The sequence below is a fragment of the Paraburkholderia sp. 32 genome, from assembly GCF_050435345.1.
Taxonomy (GTDB): domain Bacteria; phylum Pseudomonadota; class Gammaproteobacteria; order Burkholderiales; family Burkholderiaceae; genus Paraburkholderia; species Paraburkholderia tuberum.
This window is the reverse complement of the sequence record NZ_JBNDKD010000002.1, coordinates 1,083,721-1,105,400: the sequence shown is the minus strand read 5'-3', so window position 1 is coordinate 1,105,400 and position 21,680 is coordinate 1,083,721. Positions and strand designations below refer to the sequence as shown.

General features: G+C 62.3%; 21 protein-coding genes and 1 pseudogene. 13 read left to right on the top strand and 9 right to left on the bottom strand.

All coding sequences use genetic code 11. The annotated features are described in order from the left end of the window. Positions 1 to 132: 132 nt before the first annotated feature. From OKW26_RS20425 to OKW26_RS20410, 4 genes are all read left to right on the top strand, one after another. On the top strand, positions 133 to 1,284 hold the full coding sequence (locus tag OKW26_RS20425) for an acyl-CoA dehydrogenase family protein (RefSeq protein WP_090812173.1): 1,152 nt from the start codon (positions 133 to 135) through the stop codon (positions 1,282 to 1,284). 8 nt (positions 1,285 to 1,292) lie between these two features. Continuing rightward, positions 1,293 to 2,867 (top strand): acyl CoA:acetate/3-ketoacid CoA transferase, encoded by a 1,575-nt coding sequence (locus OKW26_RS20420; protein ID WP_429354951.1) that lies wholly within the window; start codon positions 1,293 to 1,295, stop codon positions 2,865 to 2,867. Beyond that, positions 2,864 to 3,316, top strand: a complete 453-nt coding sequence (locus tag OKW26_RS20415) for a MaoC family dehydratase (RefSeq protein WP_429354950.1) — start codon at positions 2,864 to 2,866, stop codon at positions 3,314 to 3,316. The genes OKW26_RS20420 and OKW26_RS20415 overlap by 4 nt, the downstream gene beginning before the upstream one ends. Positions 3,317 to 3,406: 90 nt before the next feature. Next, a complete protein-coding gene (locus tag OKW26_RS20410) occupies positions 3,407 to 4,252 on the top strand; it encodes an ABC transporter substrate-binding protein (protein WP_429354949.1) in 846 nt (281 codons plus the stop codon). Positions 4,253 to 4,300: 48 nt separating this feature from the next. Here the strand turns inward: OKW26_RS20410 and OKW26_RS20405 are convergent, their stop codons facing one another. From OKW26_RS20405 to OKW26_RS20380, 6 genes are all read right to left on the bottom strand, one after another. Continuing rightward, complete coding sequence (locus OKW26_RS20405; protein WP_090812590.1) at positions 4,301 to 4,621, bottom strand: DUF4286 family protein; 321 nt, start codon at positions 4,619 to 4,621, stop codon at positions 4,301 to 4,303. A 10-nt stretch (positions 4,622 to 4,631) separates the two neighbouring features. After that, positions 4,632 to 5,069, bottom strand: a complete 438-nt coding sequence (locus tag OKW26_RS20400; protein ID WP_090812177.1) for a MaoC family dehydratase — start codon at positions 5,067 to 5,069, stop codon at positions 4,632 to 4,634. Between the two features lie 12 nt (positions 5,070 to 5,081). Then, a complete protein-coding gene (locus OKW26_RS20395; RefSeq protein ID WP_090812178.1) occupies positions 5,082 to 5,501 on the bottom strand; it encodes a MaoC/PaaZ C-terminal domain-containing protein in 420 nt (139 codons plus the stop codon). 22 nt (positions 5,502 to 5,523) lie between these two features. Continuing rightward, positions 5,524 to 6,687, bottom strand: coding sequence for an acyl-CoA dehydrogenase family protein (locus tag OKW26_RS20390; RefSeq protein WP_429354948.1), 1,164 nt, complete (start codon positions 6,685 to 6,687; stop codon positions 5,524 to 5,526). 13 nt (positions 6,688 to 6,700) lie between these two features. Further along, positions 6,701 to 7,915 (bottom strand): CaiB/BaiF CoA transferase family protein, encoded by a 1,215-nt coding sequence (locus OKW26_RS20385; protein ID WP_429354947.1) that lies wholly within the window; start codon positions 7,913 to 7,915, stop codon positions 6,701 to 6,703. 183 nt (positions 7,916 to 8,098) lie between these two features. Continuing rightward, positions 8,099 to 9,064 (bottom strand): LysR family transcriptional regulator, encoded by a 966-nt coding sequence (locus tag OKW26_RS20380; RefSeq protein ID WP_429354946.1) that lies wholly within the window; start codon positions 9,062 to 9,064, stop codon positions 8,099 to 8,101. Between the two features lie 303 nt (positions 9,065 to 9,367). Here OKW26_RS20380 and OKW26_RS20375 point away from each other — a divergent pair, with 303 nt between their 5' ends. From OKW26_RS20375 to OKW26_RS20335, 9 genes and pseudogenes are all read left to right on the top strand, one after another. Then, a complete protein-coding gene (locus OKW26_RS20375; protein ID WP_090812182.1) occupies positions 9,368 to 10,216 on the top strand; it encodes an ABC transporter substrate-binding protein in 849 nt (282 codons plus the stop codon). A gap of 16 nt (positions 10,217 to 10,232) precedes the next feature. Further along, a complete protein-coding gene (locus OKW26_RS20370) occupies positions 10,233 to 10,910 on the top strand; it encodes an amino acid ABC transporter permease (protein ID WP_090812183.1) in 678 nt (225 codons plus the stop codon). A gap of 24 nt (positions 10,911 to 10,934) precedes the next feature. After that, a complete protein-coding gene (locus tag OKW26_RS20365; RefSeq protein ID WP_090812184.1) occupies positions 10,935 to 11,870 on the top strand; it encodes a dihydrodipicolinate synthase family protein in 936 nt (311 codons plus the stop codon). After that, entirely contained in the window at positions 11,867 to 12,658 is a 792-nt protein-coding gene (locus OKW26_RS20360; RefSeq protein ID WP_090812185.1) for an amino acid ABC transporter ATP-binding protein, read from the top strand. Before OKW26_RS20365 ends, OKW26_RS20360 begins: the two co-directional genes overlap by 4 nt. Beyond that, complete coding sequence (locus tag OKW26_RS20355) at positions 12,631 to 13,209, top strand: hypothetical protein (protein WP_090812186.1); 579 nt, start codon at positions 12,631 to 12,633, stop codon at positions 13,207 to 13,209. Before OKW26_RS20360 ends, OKW26_RS20355 begins: the two co-directional genes overlap by 28 nt. Before the next feature lie 27 nt (positions 13,210 to 13,236). Continuing rightward, positions 13,237 to 13,632 carry a hypothetical protein gene (locus OKW26_RS20350; protein ID WP_090812187.1) on the top strand — a complete coding sequence of 132 codons (396 nt, stop codon included), beginning with the start codon at positions 13,237 to 13,239 and terminating at the stop codon, positions 13,630 to 13,632. Positions 13,633 to 13,857: 225 nt separating this feature from the next. Further along, on the top strand, positions 13,858 to 14,271 hold the full coding sequence (locus OKW26_RS20345; RefSeq protein WP_429354945.1) for a hypothetical protein: 414 nt from the start codon (positions 13,858 to 13,860) through the stop codon (positions 14,269 to 14,271). 584 nt (positions 14,272 to 14,855) lie between these two features. Further along, positions 14,856 to 15,197 carry a hypothetical protein gene (locus OKW26_RS20340; RefSeq protein WP_429354944.1) on the top strand — a complete coding sequence of 114 codons (342 nt, stop codon included), beginning with the start codon at positions 14,856 to 14,858 and terminating at the stop codon, positions 15,195 to 15,197. Between the two features lie 958 nt (positions 15,198 to 16,155). After that, positions 16,156 to 17,428: pseudogene (locus tag OKW26_RS20335) on the top strand (IS110 family transposase). A 503-nt stretch (positions 17,429 to 17,931) separates the two neighbouring features. Here OKW26_RS20335 and OKW26_RS20330 read toward each other — a convergent pair. The 3 genes from OKW26_RS20330 to OKW26_RS20320 form a co-directional block, all read right to left on the bottom strand. After that, positions 17,932 to 19,104, bottom strand: a complete 1,173-nt coding sequence (locus tag OKW26_RS20330) for an MFS transporter (protein WP_429354943.1) — start codon at positions 19,102 to 19,104, stop codon at positions 17,932 to 17,934. A gap of 53 nt (positions 19,105 to 19,157) precedes the next feature. Next, complete coding sequence (locus OKW26_RS20325; RefSeq protein ID WP_090812191.1) at positions 19,158 to 20,303, bottom strand: mandelate racemase/muconate lactonizing enzyme family protein; 1,146 nt, start codon at positions 20,301 to 20,303, stop codon at positions 19,158 to 19,160. 933 nt (positions 20,304 to 21,236) lie between these two features. After that, positions 21,237 to 21,548 (bottom strand): DUF3303 family protein, encoded by a 312-nt coding sequence (locus OKW26_RS20320; protein ID WP_208524333.1) that lies wholly within the window; start codon positions 21,546 to 21,548, stop codon positions 21,237 to 21,239. Between the last annotated feature and the right edge of the window lie 132 nt (positions 21,549 to 21,680).

Here is a 21,680-nt window from a genome sequence, read left to right as displayed (position 1 = left end):
CGCATTATTTCAAGTCTATAAGAGCAGTGAATACTCAACGTCACGTTTGCGATAACCGTCGTTTTTTGCTCCACCCATACTGCTATCGAATGCTCGTCATCACGACGAGGTCGCAAAGCAACGACGGGACCCATGCAACTATTTCTTTCCGAAGAGCAGACTTCGCTGCGCGATACCACGCGCCGTTTCGCCGAGCGCGAAGTGCTGAAACGCGCCGCCGCGATCGATCGAGAAGACCGCTTCGATCGCACCTTGTATCGGCAAATGGCCGAACTCGGCCTGTTCGGCATCAGCCTGCCCGAAGCGGGCGGCGGCGCGGGTCTCGATACCGTGTCCGTCTGCATCGCAATGGAAGAGCTGGCGCGCTGCTCCGGCAGCATCGGCAACGCGTTCGCCATTCCCGTGGAAGCGGCGCTCTTCCTGTATCAGCACGGCAGCGAGGCTCAGAAGGAACGCATCGCGGGATTGCTTGACGGCAGCATCGTCGCGGCGACCGCCGTGTCGGAACCCGACCACGGTTCCGATGTCGCCAGTCTCAAGACGACCGCGCGTCGCACGGCGGACGGCTACGTGCTCAACGGGGTCAAGGCGTGGGTCACGCTCGGCGGCGCCGCGGATTTCGTCCTGGTGTTCGCGCGCACGCCGATCGAAAAAGGCCAGGACGGGCATCATGCGATCAGTTGCTTTCTCGTCGATATGAACCTGCCCGGCATCAGGCGCGGTAAGTCTGAGGAACTGCTCGGCATGCACGGTCTGGAAGACTGCCAGATCGCGTTCGATAACGTGAAGCTCGCAGCCGATGCGCTCGTCGGCGTAGAACATCGCGCGTTCAAAATGGCGATGGCGAACTTCAACTTCAGCCGCCTACTGATGTCCGCGATGGCGCTCGGCATGGCGCAGGCCGCGTTCGAAGACGCGCAGGCGTACGCATCGACGCGGCGTCAGTTCGGCAGCCCGATCGCATCGTTTCAGGCGATCCAGTTCATGCTCGCCGATATGTCTACGGATATTGCGGCGTCGCGTCTCCTGATCCATCACGCGGCGCGCGTGCATGACGCGGGCTTGGCCATCGCGAAGGAAGCGGCGCACGCGAAGCTCTTCACCACCGACATGGCCATGCGCCACGTCTCCAACGCGCTGCAAATCCACGGCGGCAACGGCTACTCGCGCGAATATCGCGTCGAGCGTCTGTTCCGCGACGTGCGCCTCGCGCAGATTTTCGAAGGCACGAATCAGATCCAGCGCCTCATCATCGCGCGGCAGATCGAGAAAGAACGGACATAAGGCGCATTATGATCAAGTGCATAACGGCAAAGGAAGCCGCCGCGCTGATCCGCGACGGCGACATGCTGATGACGGGCGGCAACGGCGGATCGGGCGTGCCCGAAGCGATCTTCGAAGCGATCGAGGCGCGTCATCTGTCGGGCGACGGTCCGCGCGATCTCACGCTCTTTCATGTGACGGGCGTCGGCGCGGTGCACGAGAAAGGCTTGTGCCGGCTGGCGTATCCGGAGCTGGTCAGGCGCGTGATCGGCGGCAACTATGGCATGCAGATGCCGTTCATGCGGCTGATCCGCGCGAACCGCATCGAGGCGTACAACTTTCCGCAAGGCGTGATGGCGCAGATGTGCCGCGCGATGGCGGGCCGTCAGCCGGGTCTCGTGTCGCACGTCGGCCTGCGTACGTATGTCGATCCGCGCCAGGACGGTGGACGCATGAATGATTGCACGACGGAACCGCTCGTCGACCTGCTGCATGTCGCGGGCGGCGAGTATCTGTTCTATCGCGCGCCGGGCGTGCCGAATGTCGCGATCATTCGCGGCACCTCTGCGGATGAAGACGGCTACGTCAGCATGGAGCACGAAGCCACGACGCGCGAAGACCTGTCGATCGCGCAGGCGGTGCATAACGCGGGCGGCATCGTCATCTGTCAGGTGAAGCGCATCGTGCAGCGCGGCAGCGTCAATCCGCACATGATCAAGATCCCCGGCTTCCTGATTGATTACTTCGTCGTCGAGCCGGAGCAGCTGCAGACCTACACGACGCGTTACGACCCCGCGCGAAGTGGTGAGACGCGTCTGCCGGCATCGCGCATCGTGCCTGATGCACTAACCGCGCGACGCGTGATCGCGCGGCGTGCCGCCTTCGAGCTGCGGCTGAACGATGTCGTGAATCTCGGCGTCGGCGTCTCCGCGATGATCCCCAACGTCGCCGCCGAAGAAGGCATCTCCGACATGATGACGCTGACGGTCGAATCGGGTGTCGTCGGCGGAGTGCCGGGCCATACGCGTGAGTTCGGCACGGCGGTGAATCCGCGCATGATCCTTGACCAGGCCTATCAGTTCGATTTCTACGATGGCGGCGGCCTCACGTGCGCGTTCCTGTCGTTTGCACAGGTCGATGCGCGCGGCAATGTCAACGTCACACGCTTCGGCGAGCGCGCGGACGGCTCGGGCGGTTTCATCGACATCACGCAGAACAGCAAGCGGCTTGTGTTCAACGGCTCCCTGACGGGCGGCGAGCTTGATATCGGCGTGAGCGATGGCGAGCTGCAAATTCGCCGCGACGGCGCCTTCGACAAGTTCTTGCCGCGCGTCGATCAGGTCAGCTTCTCCGGCGAACTCGCGCGCGAACGCGGCCAGCACGTCAAGTTCGTGACGGACCGCGCGGTCTTCGATCTCGAAGCGGACGGACTCGTGCTGAAGGAAATCGCGCCGGGTGCGCGGCTGAAGGAAGACGTGCTCGATCGCATCGCGTTCGATGTGCGCGTGAGCGAAGACCTCAAACGGATGGACGCACGCATCTTCCGTCCCGGCCCGATGAATCTGCGCGACACGCTGATCGCACGCGAGGCATCGCCACGATGAAAACCGATCTCTATTTCGAAGACGTCGTGATTGACGAAGTGATGACCAGCCCCGCGCGCACCATCACGCCCGACGATATCGCGGCGTTCTGCGCGCTGACCGAGGATTTTCACCCGCTGCACACGGACGCAGAGTATGCGAAAAGCCGCGGCTTCTCCGGGCTGATCGCGCACGGGCTTTATGGCCTTGCGTTGATGGAAGGGCTCAAGACATCGATGAAGCTCTACGAGAACACGTCGATCGCGTCGCTCGGCTGGGACGCGGTGCGCTTCAGGCAACCGGTACTCGCGGGCGACACGGTGCGCGTGAGCTTCAACGTCATCGACAAGCGGCTCAGTTCGAAGCCGGGGCGCGGCGTGCTGACCGAAGCCGTGCGGCTCCTCAATCAGTGCGATGAAGTCGTGATCGATGCACGGCACGCCGCGCTGGTTCTCTCGCGCGATGCGTAAGCACGCGCGCCCCGACGCCTTCTCCCGCGCGCGACACGAAGACACGCGCGGAATGACGCATTCAAACGATCGCAAACAGGGATACGAAAAATGATCAGGCAACTCTTACTAGGCACGGCCATGCTAGGCGTGCTTTCGTGTTCGATGAACACGGCGAACGCGGCATCGGCCGCCTGCACGCCGAAGCTCGCGGCGTCGCATCTCGTCGCCTCGGGCAAGTTTCAGATGGCGATCAATCCGACCTTGCCGCCGCAGCAATACGTCGACGACAAAGGCCAGCTTCAGGGCCTGAACGTCGAACTCGGCCGCGCGATTGCGGAGAAGCTCTGTCTCGAACCGGTGTTCGTGCGCATGGACATGCCGCCGATGATTCCCGGCCTGCGCACCGGCCAGTTCGATGCGATTAACACCGGTCTGTTCTGGACCGAAGAGCGTTCCAAGATGCTGTACATGGTGCCATACGGACAACAGGCGCTAAGCATCTACACGCTGCCCGGCAGCACGTTCCAGCCAAAGAGTTTCGCGGACCTGTCGGGACATTCTGTGGGCGTGGAATTGTCGACGTATCAGGAGCGCAAGGCGCGCGAGGTCAACGCGAAGCTCGTCGCGGACGGCAAGAAGAGCATCGATTTCCGCACCTTCATGACCGTCACCGATACATCGGCGGCACTGCGCGCGCGTCAGCTCGAAGCGGGCATCAATATCGACGAGACGGCGACATCGCTCGCGGATCGCGGTATTGTGAAAATCTGGACCCATGGACTCGAAGGCACCGACATCACGTTCGCGATGCGCGACAAGGCGACCGCCGAAGCCGTCGCGCGGGCGCTTGCGGAACTCAAAAGCGATGGCACCTACGACAAGCTCTTCAGCAAGTTTCACATGACGCCCTTGAAGGCCGCGAGCTTCGGGATTCGCGGGCCGGGTCCGCAATAAAGCTGCATGAGTCAGGGCCGTTCTCGAAAGCGAACGGCCCTTTCTGCTTTAGATCGGCGCGAGACGCAGGCGCATGAAATTGCTCACGTGCGCTTCGAACTCCATGAAGCCCTTCACCGCGAGAAACTCGGGCGTTTCGTACGCCCAGTCGCCCGCGATCGTATAGACGGCGGCATAACGCGGACCATCGTCGATGGCGATGTAGCGCGCGCCCGTCAGCCAGCCGGGACAGCCGAGAATCGCCGGAAGATGCACGTCGACGTACCAGCGGTTGAACGCTTCGTCGTGCTCGGGCGCCACATCGATGCGCACGATATGAATGAACGGCCCGCTTGAATTCACGGGCAAACGGTCGGCGGAAAATTTCATCGAGTTCATCTCAAGCGGCGACGGGTTTCGGGCGCGGAAATTTCAGCGTCGCTTCGGCCTTCAGCACTTCGTTGCCTTCTTCGTTTGTGGCGCTCGCTTTCCAGACGGCGGTGCGCGTGTCGGGCTGCATTGCATCGATCCAGATGCGAAAGCGCAGCGTATCGCCGTAAAAGACCGGACCCGTGAACCAGAAGCGGTCTTCGATCGACACGCCCAGCGTGCCGACCAGTTCCGCCGTCAGCACGCTCGTGCAGATGCCCGCCACCAGAATGCCCGGCGCGAGCCGCTGGCCGAAGCGCGTCTTGCCCGCATAACCTTCGTCGACGTGAACCGGCCCGAAGTCGCCCGTCGCGGCGATGTACATGGCGCCATCGGCTTCGGTGATGGTCTTGCAGATGCTCACTTCGTCGCCGACGGAAAGCGAATCGAATGGCTTGATGTCGTACATGGCGCGCTCCGCTCAGACCAATGCAGCCGATGCCACCAGCGGCACCATGGTCGCGTGGCCGCGAATGGCGCGTGCGCCGCCGTCGAGCGTGCAGGTCACGTCGAAGCGGATCGCCTGCGGATCGGCTTCGGTGACGGTCGCGGACGCCTCGATCGTGCTGCCGACCGCAACGGGTGCATCGAAGCGCATGTCGAGCGCGCCGATGCGCCACGCCGGTCCCGCCAGCCGGTTCAATGCCGAGGTCGCGAGTGACAGCACGGCCAGTTCGAAGCTCAGCATGTTGGGAAAGCCTGCCGCGCGCGCGGCGGCGGCATCGACATGAAGCGGCGCGAGATTGCCGCTGATGCCGGTAAACATCGCCTGCTCCGCGACGGTCATGGTCTTGCGAAACGATAGGCTGGCGCCGCGTTCGGGAATGGTCTCGGTCTGCATGAAAAGGTCCTAAAATAAGGGCTTAAAGCGTGAGGCCGCGCTTGATGACGCTGCGCGCGATGAGCATGCGATGAATCTCCGACGTGCCGTCGTAGATGCGCGTGACACGGCTGTCGCGATAGATGCGTTCGAGCGGCATTTCCTTCGTGTAGCCCATGCCGCCGAATACCTGAATGCCGCGATCCGCAACCCGTCCGATCATCTCCGATGCATAGAGCTTGACCATCGAAAGCTTGTCGCGCACGTCGTGGCCCTGATCGAGTTCCCACGCGGTGTTCATCACCATCATGCGGGTCGCGAAGATTTCAGTTGCGCTGTCGGCGATCATCTGCTGCACCATCTGGAAGTCGCCGATGGGCTGACCAAACTGCCTCCGCTCCGCAGCGTGATTGCGCATGAGTTCGAGCACGCGCTGCGCCATGCCGCACGCGCGCGCGCCGATATGCGCGAGACGGATCGACGACACGCTCTCCATGATGAGCTTGAACCCGCCGCCGATTTCGCCCAGCACGTTCGCGCGCGGAATGCGGCAGTTCTCGAACACGAGTTCGGCGTGACCATAGCCGCGATGCCCCATCATCGGCTGCTTGCCGGTGACTTCGAAGCCCGGCGTGCCCTTGTCCACGAGAAGCAGCGTGATGCCGCCGCGCGCGCGTTTCTCCTTGTCGGTGACGGCCATCACGATCACGTAATCGGCGATATCGCCGTCGCTGATGAAATGCTTGCGCCCGTCGATCACCCACTCGTCGCCGTCGAGCCGTGCGGTGGTGGAAATCGCCGCCGCGTCCGATCCCGCGCCGGGCTCGGTGATCGCCATCGCGCAGATCTTTTCGCCGCGCACCGTGGGCAGCAGATACTTGTCGCGCTGATCGCCCTGGCAGGCCATCAGCATCGGATACACCTGTCCGAAGATGCGGCGGATCAACGCGTCCGACGTCCTGCCCAACTCTTCCTCGACCAGGCACATATCGACGTTCGACAGACCGCCGCCGCCGACTTCGTCGGGCATGTTCATCGCGAAGAGGCCGAGTGTCTGCGCCTTGTGGCGCACGATGCGCAGCTTCCCGGGGGGCACGATGCCGGTCGCCTCGGTTTCGGCTTCGAGCGGCTGCACTTCGTTGGTCACGAACTTGCGCACCGTATCGACGAGTAACTGCGTTTCGGAGGGAATGGAGAAATCGATCATGACGTGCGTGCTTTTAGTGAGCGGTTGAAGAGGGCGTGTCGGCGGAACGCACGACGCCTTTCGCCTTGAAGGAGTCGATCTGTTCGCGCGTATAGCCGAGTTCGTCGAGGATTTCGTCGGTCTGCGCGCCTAGCGCCTGCGGCACGCGCGCGACGCCCGGCGCCTGTCCGTCGTAACGCGCGGGATGCATAACGAACGTGACCGCTTCGCCCGTCCCGCTCTCGGCGTTCTGGAACGTGCCGAGATGCTGAAGCTGTGGATCGGCCTGAAGGTCGTCATAGTCCTGAACGGGCGCGTGCCACACGTCGCTGTCGCGCAGGATGTCGAGCCATTCGGCAGTCGTCTTCTGCGCGATGCGGCGCGCAACCGCACGCGTGATCTCCTCTCGATGCGAGAAGCCCATGTCGTTCGTGAACGCATCCAGCGCGGGATCGTCGAGTACGCGTTTGAGCGCGTCGGGCGTTGCCATCGAAATGGCCATGTGACCGTCGGCGGTCGCGTGGATGCCGTACGCGCCCTGGCTGAACCAGTTCGCGAGTCCTTCCGCGCCGCGCGGCGAATCGCTGCGCGCGCCGTTGAGCCACGCGGTCAGCGATTCCGTTTGCAGATCGATCGCCGCCTGCAACAGACTCACTTCGACGAGACGCCCATCGCCCGTGCGTTCGCGGTTGAACAGCGCGGCGAGGATGCTCATCACATAGATCGTGGCCGCGTGTTGATCGACGATGACCGGGCCGACCGGCGTCGGTGGACCATCGGCGCGGCCAGTCCGCGCAGCCAGTCCCGACAGCGCCTGTAGCAGCAGATCCTGCCCAGGGCGTGCGGCATACGGACCCGAGCCGCCGTAGCCGCTCGCGCTCGCATAGATCACGCGCGGATTCGCCTCGCGCACTTGCTCGTAGCCCAGACCGAGCCGCGCCATCGCGCCGGGGCGGAAGTTCTCCATTACCACATCGGCGCGCGCGACGAGTTCACGCGCAAGCGCGCGTCCCGCTTCGCTTTTCATGTCGATGGACAGGCTGCGCTTGTTGCGTCCCGTCGTCAGGTGATTGACGCTTTGTCCGCCGACGAAGCGATTCGCGACCGCCCAATTGCGATGAAACGCGCCATCGATCGGCTCCACGGCGATGACGTCCGCGCCGAGATCGGCAAGCATCTGCGCGGCCATCGGTCCCGCATGAAAGTGATTGAAGCTGATGACACGAACGCCGTCGAGAAGTTTGAGCATGGCTATTCCGAAGGAAATTAACCGTTGCATCGGAGTCCTTTGAGCAGGCATCCGATGCAACGATCGAGGTCACATTCAGAATAACAATCGAGAAATGTTCGCTGCGCGCGCGGCGCTATTAAATGGATGCGACCGACTATAAGCCGGTCTCATTGTCTTGATCTACGATGCTTCGCGTGGCCGCTAAGACGCTTCGCGCGTCCCTTGACGCACCGCGGTGAATGCGGCGGCCGCGCGTTGCGCCTTGACGGCCTCGCGCGCATGATCGACGAAGCTCTGCGTGAGACGCTGACGCGGGCGGTCCTTCGGCGTCAGCGCGCAAAGCGTGACGGGCATGCCCGTCTTCAGCGGACGCACGACGACGCTGCCGGGCGGCTGCGCGAGCGCCGACAGTTCATCGACGACGGCAACGCCCAGCCCTTCGCTGACGAGCCTGCACGCGATGTTGGCAAAGCGCACTTCGATCTCGGGCACGAAGTAGTCGCCCGCCGCCTCGAAGGCGCGCTCGACGATCAGCCCGAGCGGACTGCCCGCGGGCGGGCCGATCACCCGCCGGCCCTTGAGGTCGGATGGCGCGACGACATCGAGCATGTCGATGGCATCGCCGGGCGGCGCGGCGCACATCACCGAGAATTCGGCCAGCAACTCGCTGACGAGGCTCGGGCGTGTGGGCGGCATCATCGAGAGGCCGACATCGGCCATGCCGGAGTCGAGGCTTTCGAGCAGCGCGTCCATGCGCATGGTTTCGAGGTGAATCTTCACGCGCGGATGATCGGCGCAAAAGCGCGCGAGCACTTTGGGCACGAGCCATTCGGACAGTTCCGCCGTGGCGAAAATGCGGATCACCCCCGCGCGGCCAGTGCGCAAATCCCACGCTTTCTGCTGAATGGCCTGATGCACGAGGAAGAGCGGTTCGGCGTCGTCGAACAGCATCTTCGCTTCTGACGTGGGAATGAGCCGGTTGCTGATGCGATCGAACAGCGCGAAGCCCAGCTTGGCTTCGGCCAGGCGGATGGCGTTGCTGACGGCGGGCTGCGACATGCCCAGCTCGTCGGCGGCGCCCGTCGTGGTCCGGTAGCGCATCACGGCGCGCAAGACTTCAAGCTGACGCAGGTTGATCAAGACCCGCGCGGTGCCGCCCCTGTTCATGATCGTCCCGTTTCGTCTCGTCTCGTATGTTCGCCATCGTTCCGATCGTCCCGATCGTGTGAGTCCGCCGGGCGACGTCTCCATCTTAAGTCGCCATATTAATGCGCGCACGCGCGTAAAAAAAACGTTTCTGCGACGCCGCAAGCGGCCGTCGCGGAGCCTTCGCCGTATAACGCGCCGTTATAGTTGGCCATTTTTTTTCACTGGCGCGTCCCATTGCGGCCACCGTAATGTCTCGTTACCGGGAGCCGCATCGTGCTGCTTACGCCGTGTTCATCGTCGTTCCGTCATTTCGGAGGTTCCATGTTTACAAGCCGCCCGGCGAAGGTGCTCGCCGCCGTCACGACCCTCTGCGCGGCGTGGTTCGCCGCGACCGGATCCGCCCATGCATGCACTTCCACGATTCCCTCGGGGACGCTGGTGAACCCGGGACACATACTGCTCTCGACGAACCCGACGCTGCCGCCCTTGCAATTCGTCGATGGCGACGGCGAGCTGAAAGGCATGAACATCGAACTTGGCCGTGAGCTCGCCAGGCGTCTGTGCGTGCAGGTCGACTTCATGCGCATGGATTTCCCTGCGATGATTCCCGCGCTCAAGGCAGGCCGCTTCGATGGCATCAACACGGGCATGTTCTGGACCGAAGAGCGTTCGCGCACGATGTACACGGTGCCGTATGCGCTTTCGACCATCGATATCGTCGCGAATCCGGACAGCAAGCTTACGCTCAAGGATGCGAAGGACCTGCGCGGACTCGCGATCGGCGTCGAGGCGGATTCGTATCAGGAGCGCTGGCTGCGCGAGCGGTCGAAGGAAAGCGAGAAGGAAGGCGGCAAGCCCATCACCATTCGCGCGTTCGCGACGGCGAGCGAAGTGATCGCGGCATTGCGCGCCGGTCAGTTCGATGCCGCCGCGCTGCCGAGCTACGCGGCGGGCGCCATCGTCAAGCGCAAGCAGGCCCGCATGGCGCTGCCCGGCCTCGGGGATGCGCAGACCACGCTCGCGTTCCGCCAGCGCGCGGTGGCCGAAGCCGTCGCACATGCGCTCGACGACATGCGCGCCGACGGCAGCTACGCCCGTCTGCTCGACAGCTACGGCATGACCAAGCTGCCCGATGCGCACATCACGGTGCGCGGAACCGGACCGGCATGAGCGGGCTGACTGAGCGATGAACCTGTTCAACGTACACGACTTCTTCGGCTATCTCGTCAACGGCTTCCTTCTGCGCGGCGTGTTCGTCACGCTCGGGCTGACGGTGGCGACGGTGATCGGCGGCATGGTGCTCGGCATGCTGATCGCGATGCTGCGCATGTCGGCGAGCAAGCCTTTGATCGGCATTGCGCGCTTCTATATCTGGGTGTTTCGCGGCACGCCGTTGCTGATTCAGCTCGTGATCATCTATACGGGTTTGCCGCAGTTGGGCGTGCGACTGTCGGTGATCGAGTCGTCGCTGCTGGCGCTGATTCTTAATGAAGCGGCCTATCTCGCCGAGATTATCCGCAGCGGTTTCATGGGCGTTGCGCGCGGCCAGTACGAAGCGGCGCAGGCGCTCGGACTGCCGCGCTGGCTCGTGATGTGGAAAGTCACGCTGCCGCAGGCGTTCCGCCTGATGATCCCGTCGTTCGGCAATTCGGTGAACGGGTTGCTGAAATCGACATCGATCACCTCTGTCATTTCGATGGAAGAACTCATGCGCCGCAGCCAGATGCTGATGCAGGAGAAATTCGAAGTGCTCGAAGTGTTCGGCGCGGCGGCGATCTTCTATCTGCTGATGACGACCGGCTGGGGTTTGATTCAGCGCGGCCTCGAAAAGCATTTCGGCGCTGGCCATGAGACCAGCCGATGACACCGCACGCATGAGGACCCACAGATGACGAAGACGATGCATTCTCCCGGCGACGTGGTGGTCGCAACCGTGCTGCCGTTCCACGAGGACCAGTCGATCGACTGGAAGAGCTACGAGCGCGTGCTGCGCTACTGCGGCCTCGCCGACGGCATTTCCGCGGTGTTCGTGAACGGTCACGCGGGCGAAGGCGGCGCGCTCGACCGCAAGGAGCGCATCGACGTGCTGCGCTTCACACGCGAAATGCTCGGCGATGGGCGTCCGCTGGTCGCGGGCATCATCGCGACTTCGACGCGCGAGGCGATCGACGAAGCGCTCGCCGCCCGCAATGCCGGCGCGAGCATGCTGACCGTTTTCCCGCCCGCGACGTTCGTGAACGCGAGCACGGCAATGGTCGTCGCGTACGTTCGCGCAATTGGCGAGGCATCGGGGCTGCCGCTTGCGATCTTTCAGTATCCGCTGGCGTCGGGCTACGGCTATTCGACCGCGACGCTCGTCGAGCTGGCGCGTCTGCCGTTCGTCGTCGCGATCAAGGAAGGCAGCGATTCGATGCGCGCCTACGAAGAAACTCGCGCGGCGGTGAAGGCGGTGCGTGCCGACCTGAAGATACTCGCATCGAATTTCGACTGGTTTCTCGCGCAGATTGCGGTGGGCAGCGACGGCATTCTGTCCGGACTCGCGAGTCTCGTGCCGCAGGACCTCGTCGCGTTGTGGCGCGCGGGCGAAGCCGAAGACCTCGCCGCGATGCGCCGCGCCGGCGAGCGCATGCTGCCACTCGTGCGCGCAATCTATGCCGCGCCGCGCAACGAAATGTATGCGCGCATCAAGGTCGCACTGGCGATGATGAACGTCATCGAATGCGAACGCGCGCGCGAGCCGTTTCTGCCCGTCTCGGCGGAGATGCGCGACGTCATTCGAAACGCGCTGGTGCAATCGGGCCTGATCAAAGGAGCAACGCCATGAGCGATGCCGTCATTCAACTCAACGACCACATGGTCGAATTCCGCGGCGTGCACACGTACTACGGCACGTATCACGCGTTGAACGACATCAACCTGCAAGTGGCACGCGGCGAGCGCATTGTGATTTGCGGGCCTTCCGGGTCGGGCAAATCGACGCTTATCCGCTGCATCAACCAGCTGGAGAAGCATCAGGAAGGCACCTTGATCGTCGATGGCATCGAACTCACGTCTGATACGCGCAACCTCGCTGCGATTCGGCGCGAAGTCGGCATGGTGTTTCAGCAGTTCAACCTGTTTCCGCACATGTCGGTGCTCGACAACCTGATTCTCGCGCCGATGTGGCTGCGCAAGCTCTCGAAGCACGATGCTACCGAACTCGCGATGCACTATCTGGGGCGTGTGAAGATTCCCGAGCACGCGCATAAGTATCCGGCGCAATTGTCGGGCGGCCAGCAGCAGCGCGTGGCCATTGCGCGGGCGCTGTGCATGAAGCCGCGCCTGATGCTGTTCGACGAGCCGACCTCCGCGCTCGATCCCGAGATGATCAAGGAAGTCCTCGACGTGATGGTGAGCCTTGCGCAGGACGGCATGACGATGATCTGCGTGACGCACGAGATGGCCTTCGCGCGCACGGTGGCGGATCGCATCGTGTTCATGGATCGCGGGCAAATTGCGGAGATCGCGCCGCCGGAGACGTTCTTTCATCGTCCGCAATGTGCTCGCGCGCAGAGTTTTCTTCAGCAAGTGGCCCGATCGCCGGAATGGGCCGAATCGGCGAAGGCGTGCTGATCGGCCGATGCGTGCGCGGCTTGCAGTTTCCGTTCGCCATCGAGGCGCACGTCATCGACCGCATGCATGCGCTCGCGTGCCGTCCCGGCGAAGCGCCGGTGCCGATGCCGATCCGCGGCATGCGCTACGTGCCCGCGCTGCGCCGCTTCGACTATCTGATGCAGCAGCGCACCGGCGCGCGTCAGGCGCTGTGCCGCATACTTCCCGCCGATGCCACCGCCGCGAGCATCGCGCAACTGCTCGCGCTCGAAGTGTTCGGGCGGCCGGATGCGGAATGGAATCGCGTGCAGGCAGCGCGGGCGCTGGACATCGATCCGCACGAACTGAGCGTGAAGCTGTTTCGCGAAGGCAGCGCGCTGACGGAGATCGTGCGCACGCAGCGTCTGATGCGCGCGTTCGTCGAGATCGCGGCGGGACGCATGTCCGCGCTTGCGTCGATGAATCACGCGGGCTTCGGTTCGGCCGCGCGTTTGCGTGCGTTCTTTCACGCGCGCTTCGGCTTTTGCGTCGATGCGCTCATCGTTACGCCGCGGCCTTCTCGCTCGCGGTGACATCCCTGAATCGGTATCGAACCCGCCATGCCTTATCTGGAAATTTTCGCGCGCCGCGAGCGTGCATCGAACGATGCGCGACTGAGCGCCTTCGTCAGCGAGGTGACGCGGTGCGTCTCATTGATCTTCGACGTAGATAGCACCGCAATCACGCTGTTTTTCTTACGGTTGGATGACGACGCCTATGCGCACGATGGTGCTCTCGCCACGGATCTGCCTCCTGGCGATGGTCGGGCTCAACGGGTGTTCGTCAAGGTGCATGCGTATGCGCGATCGGTCGAGCTGCGACGCGCGCTCGCGGCGGCCTTGACGCCGCTACTCGCAGCTTACTTCGATGTACCTCTGAAGCGCGTGGCCGTGTACTTCTTCGAGCGCAGCGCCGATGAAGTTGCGCACGGCGGCAAATTGTCCGCCGACAGCTGATCGCCCGGCCGAAGAAAGCGTACCACTTGCACTTCGTGAACGAACGCAGGCTGGTCAGCGCCGGCTAGCTCTGCGCCGTTCTGCATCAGCTGCAAAACCTTCGGCGACTACTGCGACATCACATGGACCAATCTGCCGCCGCCGCGTTGCCGATGACAGAAATTCCGTTCCGTTTGATGCGATAAGGGTCGACCGTCCAGCGCGCTCTTCGCGTAAGCGAACTGCTTGAAAGCTGGCTCGCCGAACGTGCAGCGGGTCATCGCGACGGCGAACATCGCGCGCGTGAGTGACGGCGCACTCGCGGACTACAGGGTGGCCCTGGACGATGCGGTGCTCCGGCAGGTCGGCGAGCGGGCCACGGTGCGCGGCTATCCGAGATGGGCGGGCAGCGTATGGGATCTCGTTGCGCGCTGTGTTGCCGCTGCGCTGAACCCGGGACGCGAAGCATTACCGCCGCGACCCGCGTCACCGCAGGTGACGGTTCACGTGAATGGCGCAGGCTACCGTTACGTGCGTCTGGATGAGATTCCGGAGCCGGCCAGAACGTACTTCGACAGGAAACTGGCCGGTTCGGGCATTCCTGACCACGGCTGTGCTTTCGCGCACGACTGGTTCGACTTTCTCAACGGCCAGCGCTGATGCCAGAGCGGTGCGCCGTGCTTTGTAGCAAGTTGCAGCCTCGCACAACATGTCGATCAGATCGAACCAGCCGTCGCCGCACTCGAAACCCGACAGGGAGAAAACCGTTGGGACGGTATCCAGATCATCAGCGACTGTCGGGTTGACGTCGAAGATGAGCGGGTATTTTGCCCGCAGGATGCCTGACAGTTCCTCACGCACCGTTCTCTCGCTCCCATTCCTGTACCGCCATTGCAGCAACGGGATCGATTGTCCCATAGTGAAAGGCTCTCCGGAACCCGAGTGCGGTGCACGGTCAGTGATGAGTGATGGTGGCGTTCTGGAATGCGCTGTAAATTTTATAAGCGTCAAGCAGCACGGCCGCTCGGCCAACCTGCTTCTCGCCAGACACCCTATACGCCGGGCATCGGAGATTGCGACAATGGCGCTCCCTGGAGCATATTGCGGTTATCGACTCGAGTCTGTCATGGCCGCATTCAGATCGGCTGCTCCATCGGGAAGAAGGAATAAGGCCGGAGCACCTCGCGAACCTGTCTGGCCAACCGGGATCGCATGATGAACAGTGAAATGAGAGGCGGCTGTCAGTGACGCCGCGGACTGCATCCAGTATCTGCAGCGATTGGCCGCCGACAATCAGGGCATCGGCGAAACGCTCGCAAAAGGGACAGGGATTCACGAGTACCAGGAACCACATCAGGTATCAGGCGAAAGAGGGTGATCAGCCCGGCTGGGATCTCTACACCGAGATTCTTGAGCCGGACGACGTCGTGTATCTCGAGCTCGACGGTGTAGCCGCTGAAGTCACGATGCTCGGCAACATGGAGCGAGGCCCGGGCACGGTGCTGTTGCGCCTGCCGGTCGACACTGCGAAGCAGCTTGGTCTCGTGCCGCCGGACTGGGAAAACTCGGACTGGGGAAAAGGGTAGGTCATGCGCAAATACCGGGGCAGGACAGTGCGGTAGGTCGCGGCCTGCACATGCGACCGCTGCGGCCGGCGCATGACGCCGATGACGACCAGTGGAAGTGGTACAAAACGTGTCGCTCGACTGGCGTGGCGGCTTTGGCTCGATTTTCGGCGACAGCGCCCATATGAGCGTTGACGTTTGCCAGCAGTGCGCCCGCAATACGCCGGGGCCATGGCTGCGTGTCGATCCGCCGTCCGCACCGGATGGCTCAATCAAGCCCTGAAGGCTGTCGTGCCCGGACTCGAAGCGCCGATATCTGTCGACAGGATGAACCTCTGTGGTTTCCACGAGAGCGACTCCCGATGCGGGTCTGCGCGTCGCTCAGACTGCCGATCATGGCTCGGCGCATGTCGCGCCGCATCCCGAACTCACCGTAGACACACCGGGGCGGCTGGCTGCCTTCGGTTGAACAAGTTATCGCTATCGCTGAATGGGTCTTCTTGACCGCATTGCCGCCGGTCGCGCAGTTGGGAGTTCAAGCGCAGATAACAAGATGGTCCGATCGTTCATGACGGCGCCTCAGAGACAGCAGTTCGGCCTTTGCCGCCATTCGGGCGGGCTGGGTTCTACGTCGGCAATGTGAAGGATTGCCGACGGTCGCGGCGTCGAGCAGCTGGGCTGCAGATTCCGGCATCGCGAACTCACACTCCCGACCCTGTATAGATAGTCCGTTCCGCTTTCACTGATACTGGTAGCACTGGCAGCTTGCTGCCAGCGCAAGCGGAACATGCACCCGCGGGCTACGAATATCTCGACCCAAACGCCTGGACGTTTGCGGCTTTAGCTTCGAGTCCGCGGGTGCGCTTGCGCTCGTCAACGAATACTCAGGGTTCGCCGTCGCACCGGCTCACTATATTGGCTTCGCAGAGCGCAAGCATGCATGTCCCTGCCAGACAATCTATCACTTGCAGAGGTTCACATGTCGCCTCTATCGGATCAGCAGTTTGCAGCGTATGTTGGCATCGACTGGGCGGATACGAAACACGATATCTGCCTGCAGGCTGCCGACGACACCAGGCGAGAGTTCAGTTGTGTTCCTCATCAGGTCGCATGCATTGATGAGTGGGCAAAGGGATTGCATCAGCGCTTTGACGGCATGATCGCAGTTGCCCTCGAGCTGGCAAGGGGACCAATCGTTTCCGCGCTTCAGAAGTATGATTTCCTGGTCCTCTTTCCGATTAATCCATCGACGCTCGCAAAATACCGCGAGGCGTTCAAACCGAGTCGGGCCAAAGACGATCCCACCGATGCCGAGCTGGCACTCGATCTGCTGCTTCGCCATCCCGAACGGTTCGCTCCACTGAGGCCGCAAAGCGCGGGCATGCGTTGTCTGACGAGCCTCATCGAGCAGCGCCGTGAAATGGTCGGCGACAAGACGCGATTCACTAACCGCCTATGCAATACGCTCAAGCAGTATTATCCGCAGGCACTGGAATGGTTCGCGCACATCGACACGGTACTGTTCTGCGACTTCATCGCGCGCTGGCCGACGCTTTCATCCGTCAAACGCGCCCACCGCAGTACCCTTGAGGCGTTCTTCCATGCGCACAATTGCCGCCGCCCCAGGGTGATCGAAATGCGTCTGGAGTCCATCCGCTCGGCCATCCCTCTGACCGAGGATCCCGGCATCCTCTCACCCTGCCGGCTGCACGCGCTGGCGCTGGTGTGCACAACTGCGAACGGCTCTCGCTGGGATCGATGTGTTCGACAGGGAGATTGCGACGGTCGCGCGAACGCTACCTGACTTCGCCCTGTTTGAATGCCTGCCGGGAGCGGGCCCACATCTGACACCGCGGCTGCTTGCCGCATTCGGCGAGCAGCGTGAGCGCTTCAGGCACGCTGCTGAACTGCAGAAGTATTCCGGCATTGCGCCGGTCACTGAGCGCAGTGGCAAGAAATGCTGGGTGCACTGGCGCTGGCAATGTCCGACGTTCCTGCGCCAGACATTCGTGGAATGGGCCGGCCAGACCATCAACAAATCGTTCTGGGCGGGCGCTTACTACCGGCAACAGCGAGCGAAGGGCAGTTCGTATCAGTCCGCCGTCAGGGCTTTGGCATTCAAGTGGATACGGATCCTCTACCGCTGCTGGCAAACACGGACACTGTACGACGAGAGTGTCTATCTGAATGCATTGAGGAAGCGCGGCTCGCCTCTCCTCGGAAGCCTCGCACTTCCCCCTCGAAATACTTGACGGACGGACTCAGGGCGTGAAGCCGACGTCCACCGTCTCTCTACCCGAATGTCCGTTCATCAAGGGTTAAGCAGTCGATCGAATGTCAAGATCCACGGACGGAATTGGTCTGCTCGTAGGCGCAGCAGATGTTGCAGCGGACGAAGCTAACGTTCCGACAGCGGGTGCCGACAAGCGCCCTGGTGACGAACTGACGGCGAATGCCCAAGTGGATCTGTTCTTGTATTGGTTAAGAGCGGTATGACTGACTGGGCGTCTGTACGCGACAGGCATCTGCATCCGGCACGCCGGGGATTGCAGCTGATGCCGGCGGCTCCCTCGGCGATTTATTGTTGCGGCCACGTGCACCGCGGTTAGACGTGCGGCGAGCTACGTCTAGACCGGTGCGCCGCGCAAGCGTGCGACTTGCGTCTGCCGTACGCAGAGCCACAGCACGATCATTCCGACGCAACCGAGTGCACTCGCGAGCACGAACGCTGACGAGTAGCCTGCGCCATACTGAATCAGGAAACCGGTGATGCTGGGCGACAGCACGCCGGCCAAGTTCGCCAGTAAGTGAACAAAGAGTGAACAAAGCCGCCGGTCGCACCGATACGCTCGCTCGGCACGATATCCTGAAGTAGCGACCAGCACGCCTGCGGCGTCATGAAAGCGAAGAGGCTCGCAATCGCGATGAGGGTCACAGCGGGCACGAGCGAACTCACTCGCGAGACGAGCAGCACGCTGAGCGCCGCAACGCCAAGACCCAGCATGATGACGGTCTTCCGAGCAAACAGCACGTCGCCGGTTTTTTTGTAAAGACCGTCAGAGAGCATCCCGCCCAGCACGAAGCCTGCGGTAGCGGCTAGCCAGGGCAGAATGCCGACGATGCTCATGTGCTTAATGTCGAGATGCTGATAGTCCGTAAAGTAACTCGGCAGCCACGAGAGGAAGAAGTACAGTACGTAGTTGAAGGCGAAGAACGCGACGGCCACGCCAAGCACCGGCAGCGATACCAGGTAGTGCATGACGCCTCCCGCGTTCGATGCAGCGGTCTCACCGTCGACCTGCACGCTCGCCTGTCGATCGGCGAGAATATGCGCCACTTCCTGGCGCGAGACCGCCGGGTGGTCCTTCGGATGATCGCGGAAGCAACGCCACCACACCGCGATCCACGCAAAACCCATGATGGCAATGGCAATGAAGGAGATTCGCCAGCCAAACCGGAGAGCGACAAGACCGACGATGGGCGCGGCGATCGCGGCGCCGAGCGGCTGCCCCGCGTTTGTCAATCCGACGGCCCTCCCCGCCTCACTACGCGGAAACCAGTTCGATATCGACTTGTTCGTGGTGGTGCCCATCGGTCCTTCGGCCACGCCGAATGCGACGCGCGCTACCATCAAGCTCGCGAAGCTGCCGACGAAAGCCGTCGCGCCGCAAAAGACCGACCAGAAACCCGCCGCCAGCGCGAAGACCTTGCGCGGCCCGTACTTGTCCGCCGCCCATCCGCCGACGAAACAGAACACGCAGTAGCCGATAAAGAAGCTGCTGAACAGGATGCCCAGCTGTGCATCGTTGATATGCAGCTCTGCCTTGACGAGCGGCGCGACGATCGACAGCGCTGCTCGATCGAGATAGTTCAACATGCCCGCGAAAAACAATAAAGCAGCAACTGCCCAGCGGTACTGAAAACGCATATTTCCTCCGGCTACAGCTCGTTGTCTATTCAGAAAGTCCGCGACGCATACGGTTACGCGACCGTGGCCGTATCGACGGCATGTCGGTTCAGGACGTCCGTGTCCGGCTGGAAGCCCAAGCCAGGCACAGCCGGCAGCGTGAAAGATGGTCCGAAGTCGTGTTGCGGATAAAGGCGGGTGGACCACTGAAGCCACGGGACTTCGAGCGCGACATCCCCGGGCAGAGTCGCGACAATGTGCGCCGTCGCGAGCAGGCCGGCTCCATAGTAGAAACAATGCGGTATGACGCGGACTCCGTTGTCGGCCGCGAGCCGAATGACATCGCGCATTCCGCTGATGCCGCCGATCTTGGCGACGCTCGGCTGCGCGATGTCGATCGCGCGGTGCTCGAAATACTGCCGAAAGCCCGCCACGCCGGAGGCGTTCTCGCCCGCGGCGATCGGAACACCGGCGCTACGTACCTGGGCAAGCCCAGCGGCATCATCAGGTGGCCACACCGGCTCTTCAATCCAGCCGAGCCCAGTTGCCTTCAGCGCGCTCACCCGCTTCTTCGCCTCTTCCACCGACCAAGGACAATTGACGTCTACCATCAAAGCGACTTCGTCGGGCAATGCGCCGCGAGCGGCCTCGATTGCGGCGCGCTGCGTCTCGTGCAGCTTCATCGCCCTGAAGCCCGCCTGATGTGCGCGCCGCACCTGCAACGCCACTTCCTCGGGATCGTTGTCGTAGCAAACAAGGCTTGCATAAACATCGACGGTATCGCGCATAGCGCCAAGCAACCGGTGCAACGGCTTTCCTGCCGCCTGGGCGCAAAGATCCCACATCGCAATGTCGATCGCAGATAGCGCGTAGAGCATTGGTCCGGTGCGCCCAAAAGCGTGAAACGCCTGATGCGCCGCTTCGACGCGTCCCGCGAAACTATCGGGATTCCCGCCGATCTCCGCCCCGATGAAGAAGCGGGCGACCGGCCCTGCTAGCGCGGCAAAAGTCGCAGGATTGCAGAGATGTCCAAACGCCTCGCCCCAACCTACCGAGCCGTCATCGGCAATGACTTTGACGAGCAGCGTCTCCATTTTCTGTAACGTCCGCGACGCGGCGTTGTACGCATCGGCAGGTCCATCGGCCCTCTGTGGGGATGCCATGCGTCCCGCGCTGAACGGCATGGCCACTCTGATGACTTCGATACGGCTGATTCGCATGTCGTCGCCTCTAATGTTCGTTGCCCGCTTCCAATGCAAACCGCCGATGGAAACGTCAGTTATCATATGACATTGCGCCGCTTGCCACCTCCGGAGTTTCCCTTACATTACGCGCCAAAGCGCCTGCGATGTGAGGCACCGAGGCATCACGGGATTAGTAGGAGGCACTGTGAAAGTAGCACGTCGTATGACAGTTACTTTCAAGGCGGTGAAAACGGGCGCGGGCATTTGCCAGTTCAAACCCGTCGCTGCGGCCTTGCGACAGGGACACTTTTTGTCACAGACGTTGACGTACGGCGAATGGGTCATCAGGAATCACTTAGCCATTCGGCACCTGGCGAGCCAACGTCTCCTGACGAGGCAGTCATGCCGTCTGAATGTCCTGCGCGAGCGAATGGCCAACGTGCCTTTCTGGCCGACTGCTGACTCATAAGCCTGCGTGTCGTCCAGTTGAAGCGTACTTCAGCCGGACGTCAGAGTCCGGCGGGGAACGCGTCAGATTAAGGGTATTTCCAACGTAAATTGACACCCTCGCTGCAAAGTCTCAGGACCAAATCTGACAGTTTCGCCGTTGACGTACGCAAACGTCCGAATCTTGACGGTACCCCGATTACGAAACGGCCGCCTTTGCCGATCGGCGCGGCTATGACGGCATCGGGCTATGACTGCATCGCCATGGTGCGGGGGATGGTGGAGCGCGGCCGGCAGATCCTCGGCCAGCTCGAGAAGCGCCTAGAACGCGCCAAGGAGGCCGTGCGTCTTCGCCATGAACCTCAACTACGACCCGACGTCGTGCCCGAGATCGTCGAGGCCGACTCGATCTTGCGCGGCGACCATCAGAAGCTGGCTCCTTTCCGGTGCTATGCCCGCTTATGGCTCGAGCGCGACTACGACGCGGCGGCCGGCAAGGGCGAGGTCATCGTCCAGGGGGACTCAGCCGTAGCGGCGGATCGTTTCCTGCACGCCCGCCAGACCTTTGCGCAGGTCATCGGCATTCATGACCGGCACGAGTTCGATCTTGGCGTTCAAACCAAAGAAGAGCCGCTCGGCGGTATCGGCAATCTGCGATGATTCCGCCATGTTCACGATGAAGAAGCCGCCCCGGTCGCCATTCTCGGCGTGGAAATAAGCGGCTTCGGGCTTCAGATCCTCGGTTAGCTGTTGGAAGACTTTTTCTAATTTGCCGGCGCGGATGGCGGAGTTGCCGGCATCAGCGGAAAACGAGAACTTCACCATAACACGCATGACTTACCTCCCTGACGGTTGCCGGGTCGCCCGGCGGCGGGCGCCCTCGGTGGATCATTCTGAGCCTAAGGCAGCGCTGATTAAGTCCACCGATCCGGCACCTCAAGCATTATAGAGCTCGGATTGAACGAA

Excerpts from the sequence above, each read along its gene's own strand:
- OKW26_RS20425 (WP_090812173.1), top strand. The coding sequence starts at position 133 with ATGCAACTATTTCTTTCCGAAGAGCAGACTTCGCTGCGCGATACCACG.
- OKW26_RS20420 (WP_429354951.1), top strand. The coding sequence starts at position 1,293 with ATGATCAAGTGCATAACGGCAAAGGAAGCCGCCGCGCTGATCCGCGAC.
- OKW26_RS20415 (WP_429354950.1), top strand. The coding sequence starts at position 2,864 with ATGAAAACCGATCTCTATTTCGAAGACGTCGTGATTGACGAAGTGATG.
- OKW26_RS20410 (WP_429354949.1), top strand. The coding sequence starts at position 3,407 with ATGATCAGGCAACTCTTACTAGGCACGGCCATGCTAGGCGTGCTTTCG.
- OKW26_RS20405 (WP_090812590.1), bottom strand. The coding sequence starts at position 4,621 with ATGAAATTTTCCGCCGACCGTTTGCCCGTGAATTCAAGCGGGCCGTTC.
- OKW26_RS20400 (WP_090812177.1), bottom strand. The coding sequence starts at position 5,069 with ATGTACGACATCAAGCCATTCGATTCGCTTTCCGTCGGCGACGAAGTG.
- OKW26_RS20395 (WP_090812178.1), bottom strand. The coding sequence starts at position 5,501 with ATGCAGACCGAGACCATTCCCGAACGCGGCGCCAGCCTATCGTTTCGC.
- OKW26_RS20390 (WP_429354948.1), bottom strand. The coding sequence starts at position 6,687 with ATGATCGATTTCTCCATTCCCTCCGAAACGCAGTTACTCGTCGATACG.
- OKW26_RS20385 (WP_429354947.1), bottom strand. The coding sequence starts at position 7,915 with ATGCTCAAACTTCTCGACGGCGTTCGTGTCATCAGCTTCAATCACTTT.
- OKW26_RS20380 (WP_429354946.1), bottom strand. The coding sequence starts at position 9,064 with ATGAACAGGGGCGGCACCGCGCGGGTCTTGATCAACCTGCGTCAGCTT.
- OKW26_RS20375 (WP_090812182.1), top strand. The coding sequence starts at position 9,368 with ATGTTTACAAGCCGCCCGGCGAAGGTGCTCGCCGCCGTCACGACCCTC.
- OKW26_RS20370 (WP_090812183.1), top strand. The coding sequence starts at position 10,233 with ATGAACCTGTTCAACGTACACGACTTCTTCGGCTATCTCGTCAACGGC.
- OKW26_RS20365 (WP_090812184.1), top strand. The coding sequence starts at position 10,935 with ATGACGAAGACGATGCATTCTCCCGGCGACGTGGTGGTCGCAACCGTG.
- OKW26_RS20360 (WP_090812185.1), top strand. The coding sequence starts at position 11,867 with ATGAGCGATGCCGTCATTCAACTCAACGACCACATGGTCGAATTCCGC.
- OKW26_RS20355 (WP_090812186.1), top strand. The coding sequence starts at position 12,631 with ATGGGCCGAATCGGCGAAGGCGTGCTGATCGGCCGATGCGTGCGCGGC.
- OKW26_RS20350 (WP_090812187.1), top strand. The coding sequence starts at position 13,237 with ATGCCTTATCTGGAAATTTTCGCGCGCCGCGAGCGTGCATCGAACGAT.
- OKW26_RS20330 (WP_429354943.1), bottom strand. The coding sequence starts at position 19,104 with ATGCGTTTTCAGTACCGCTGGGCAGTTGCTGCTTTATTGTTTTTCGCG.
- OKW26_RS20325 (WP_090812191.1), bottom strand. The coding sequence starts at position 20,303 with ATGCGAATCAGCCGTATCGAAGTCATCAGAGTGGCCATGCCGTTCAGC.
- OKW26_RS20320 (WP_208524333.1), bottom strand. The coding sequence starts at position 21,548 with ATGCGTGTTATGGTGAAGTTCTCGTTTTCCGCTGATGCCGGCAACTCC.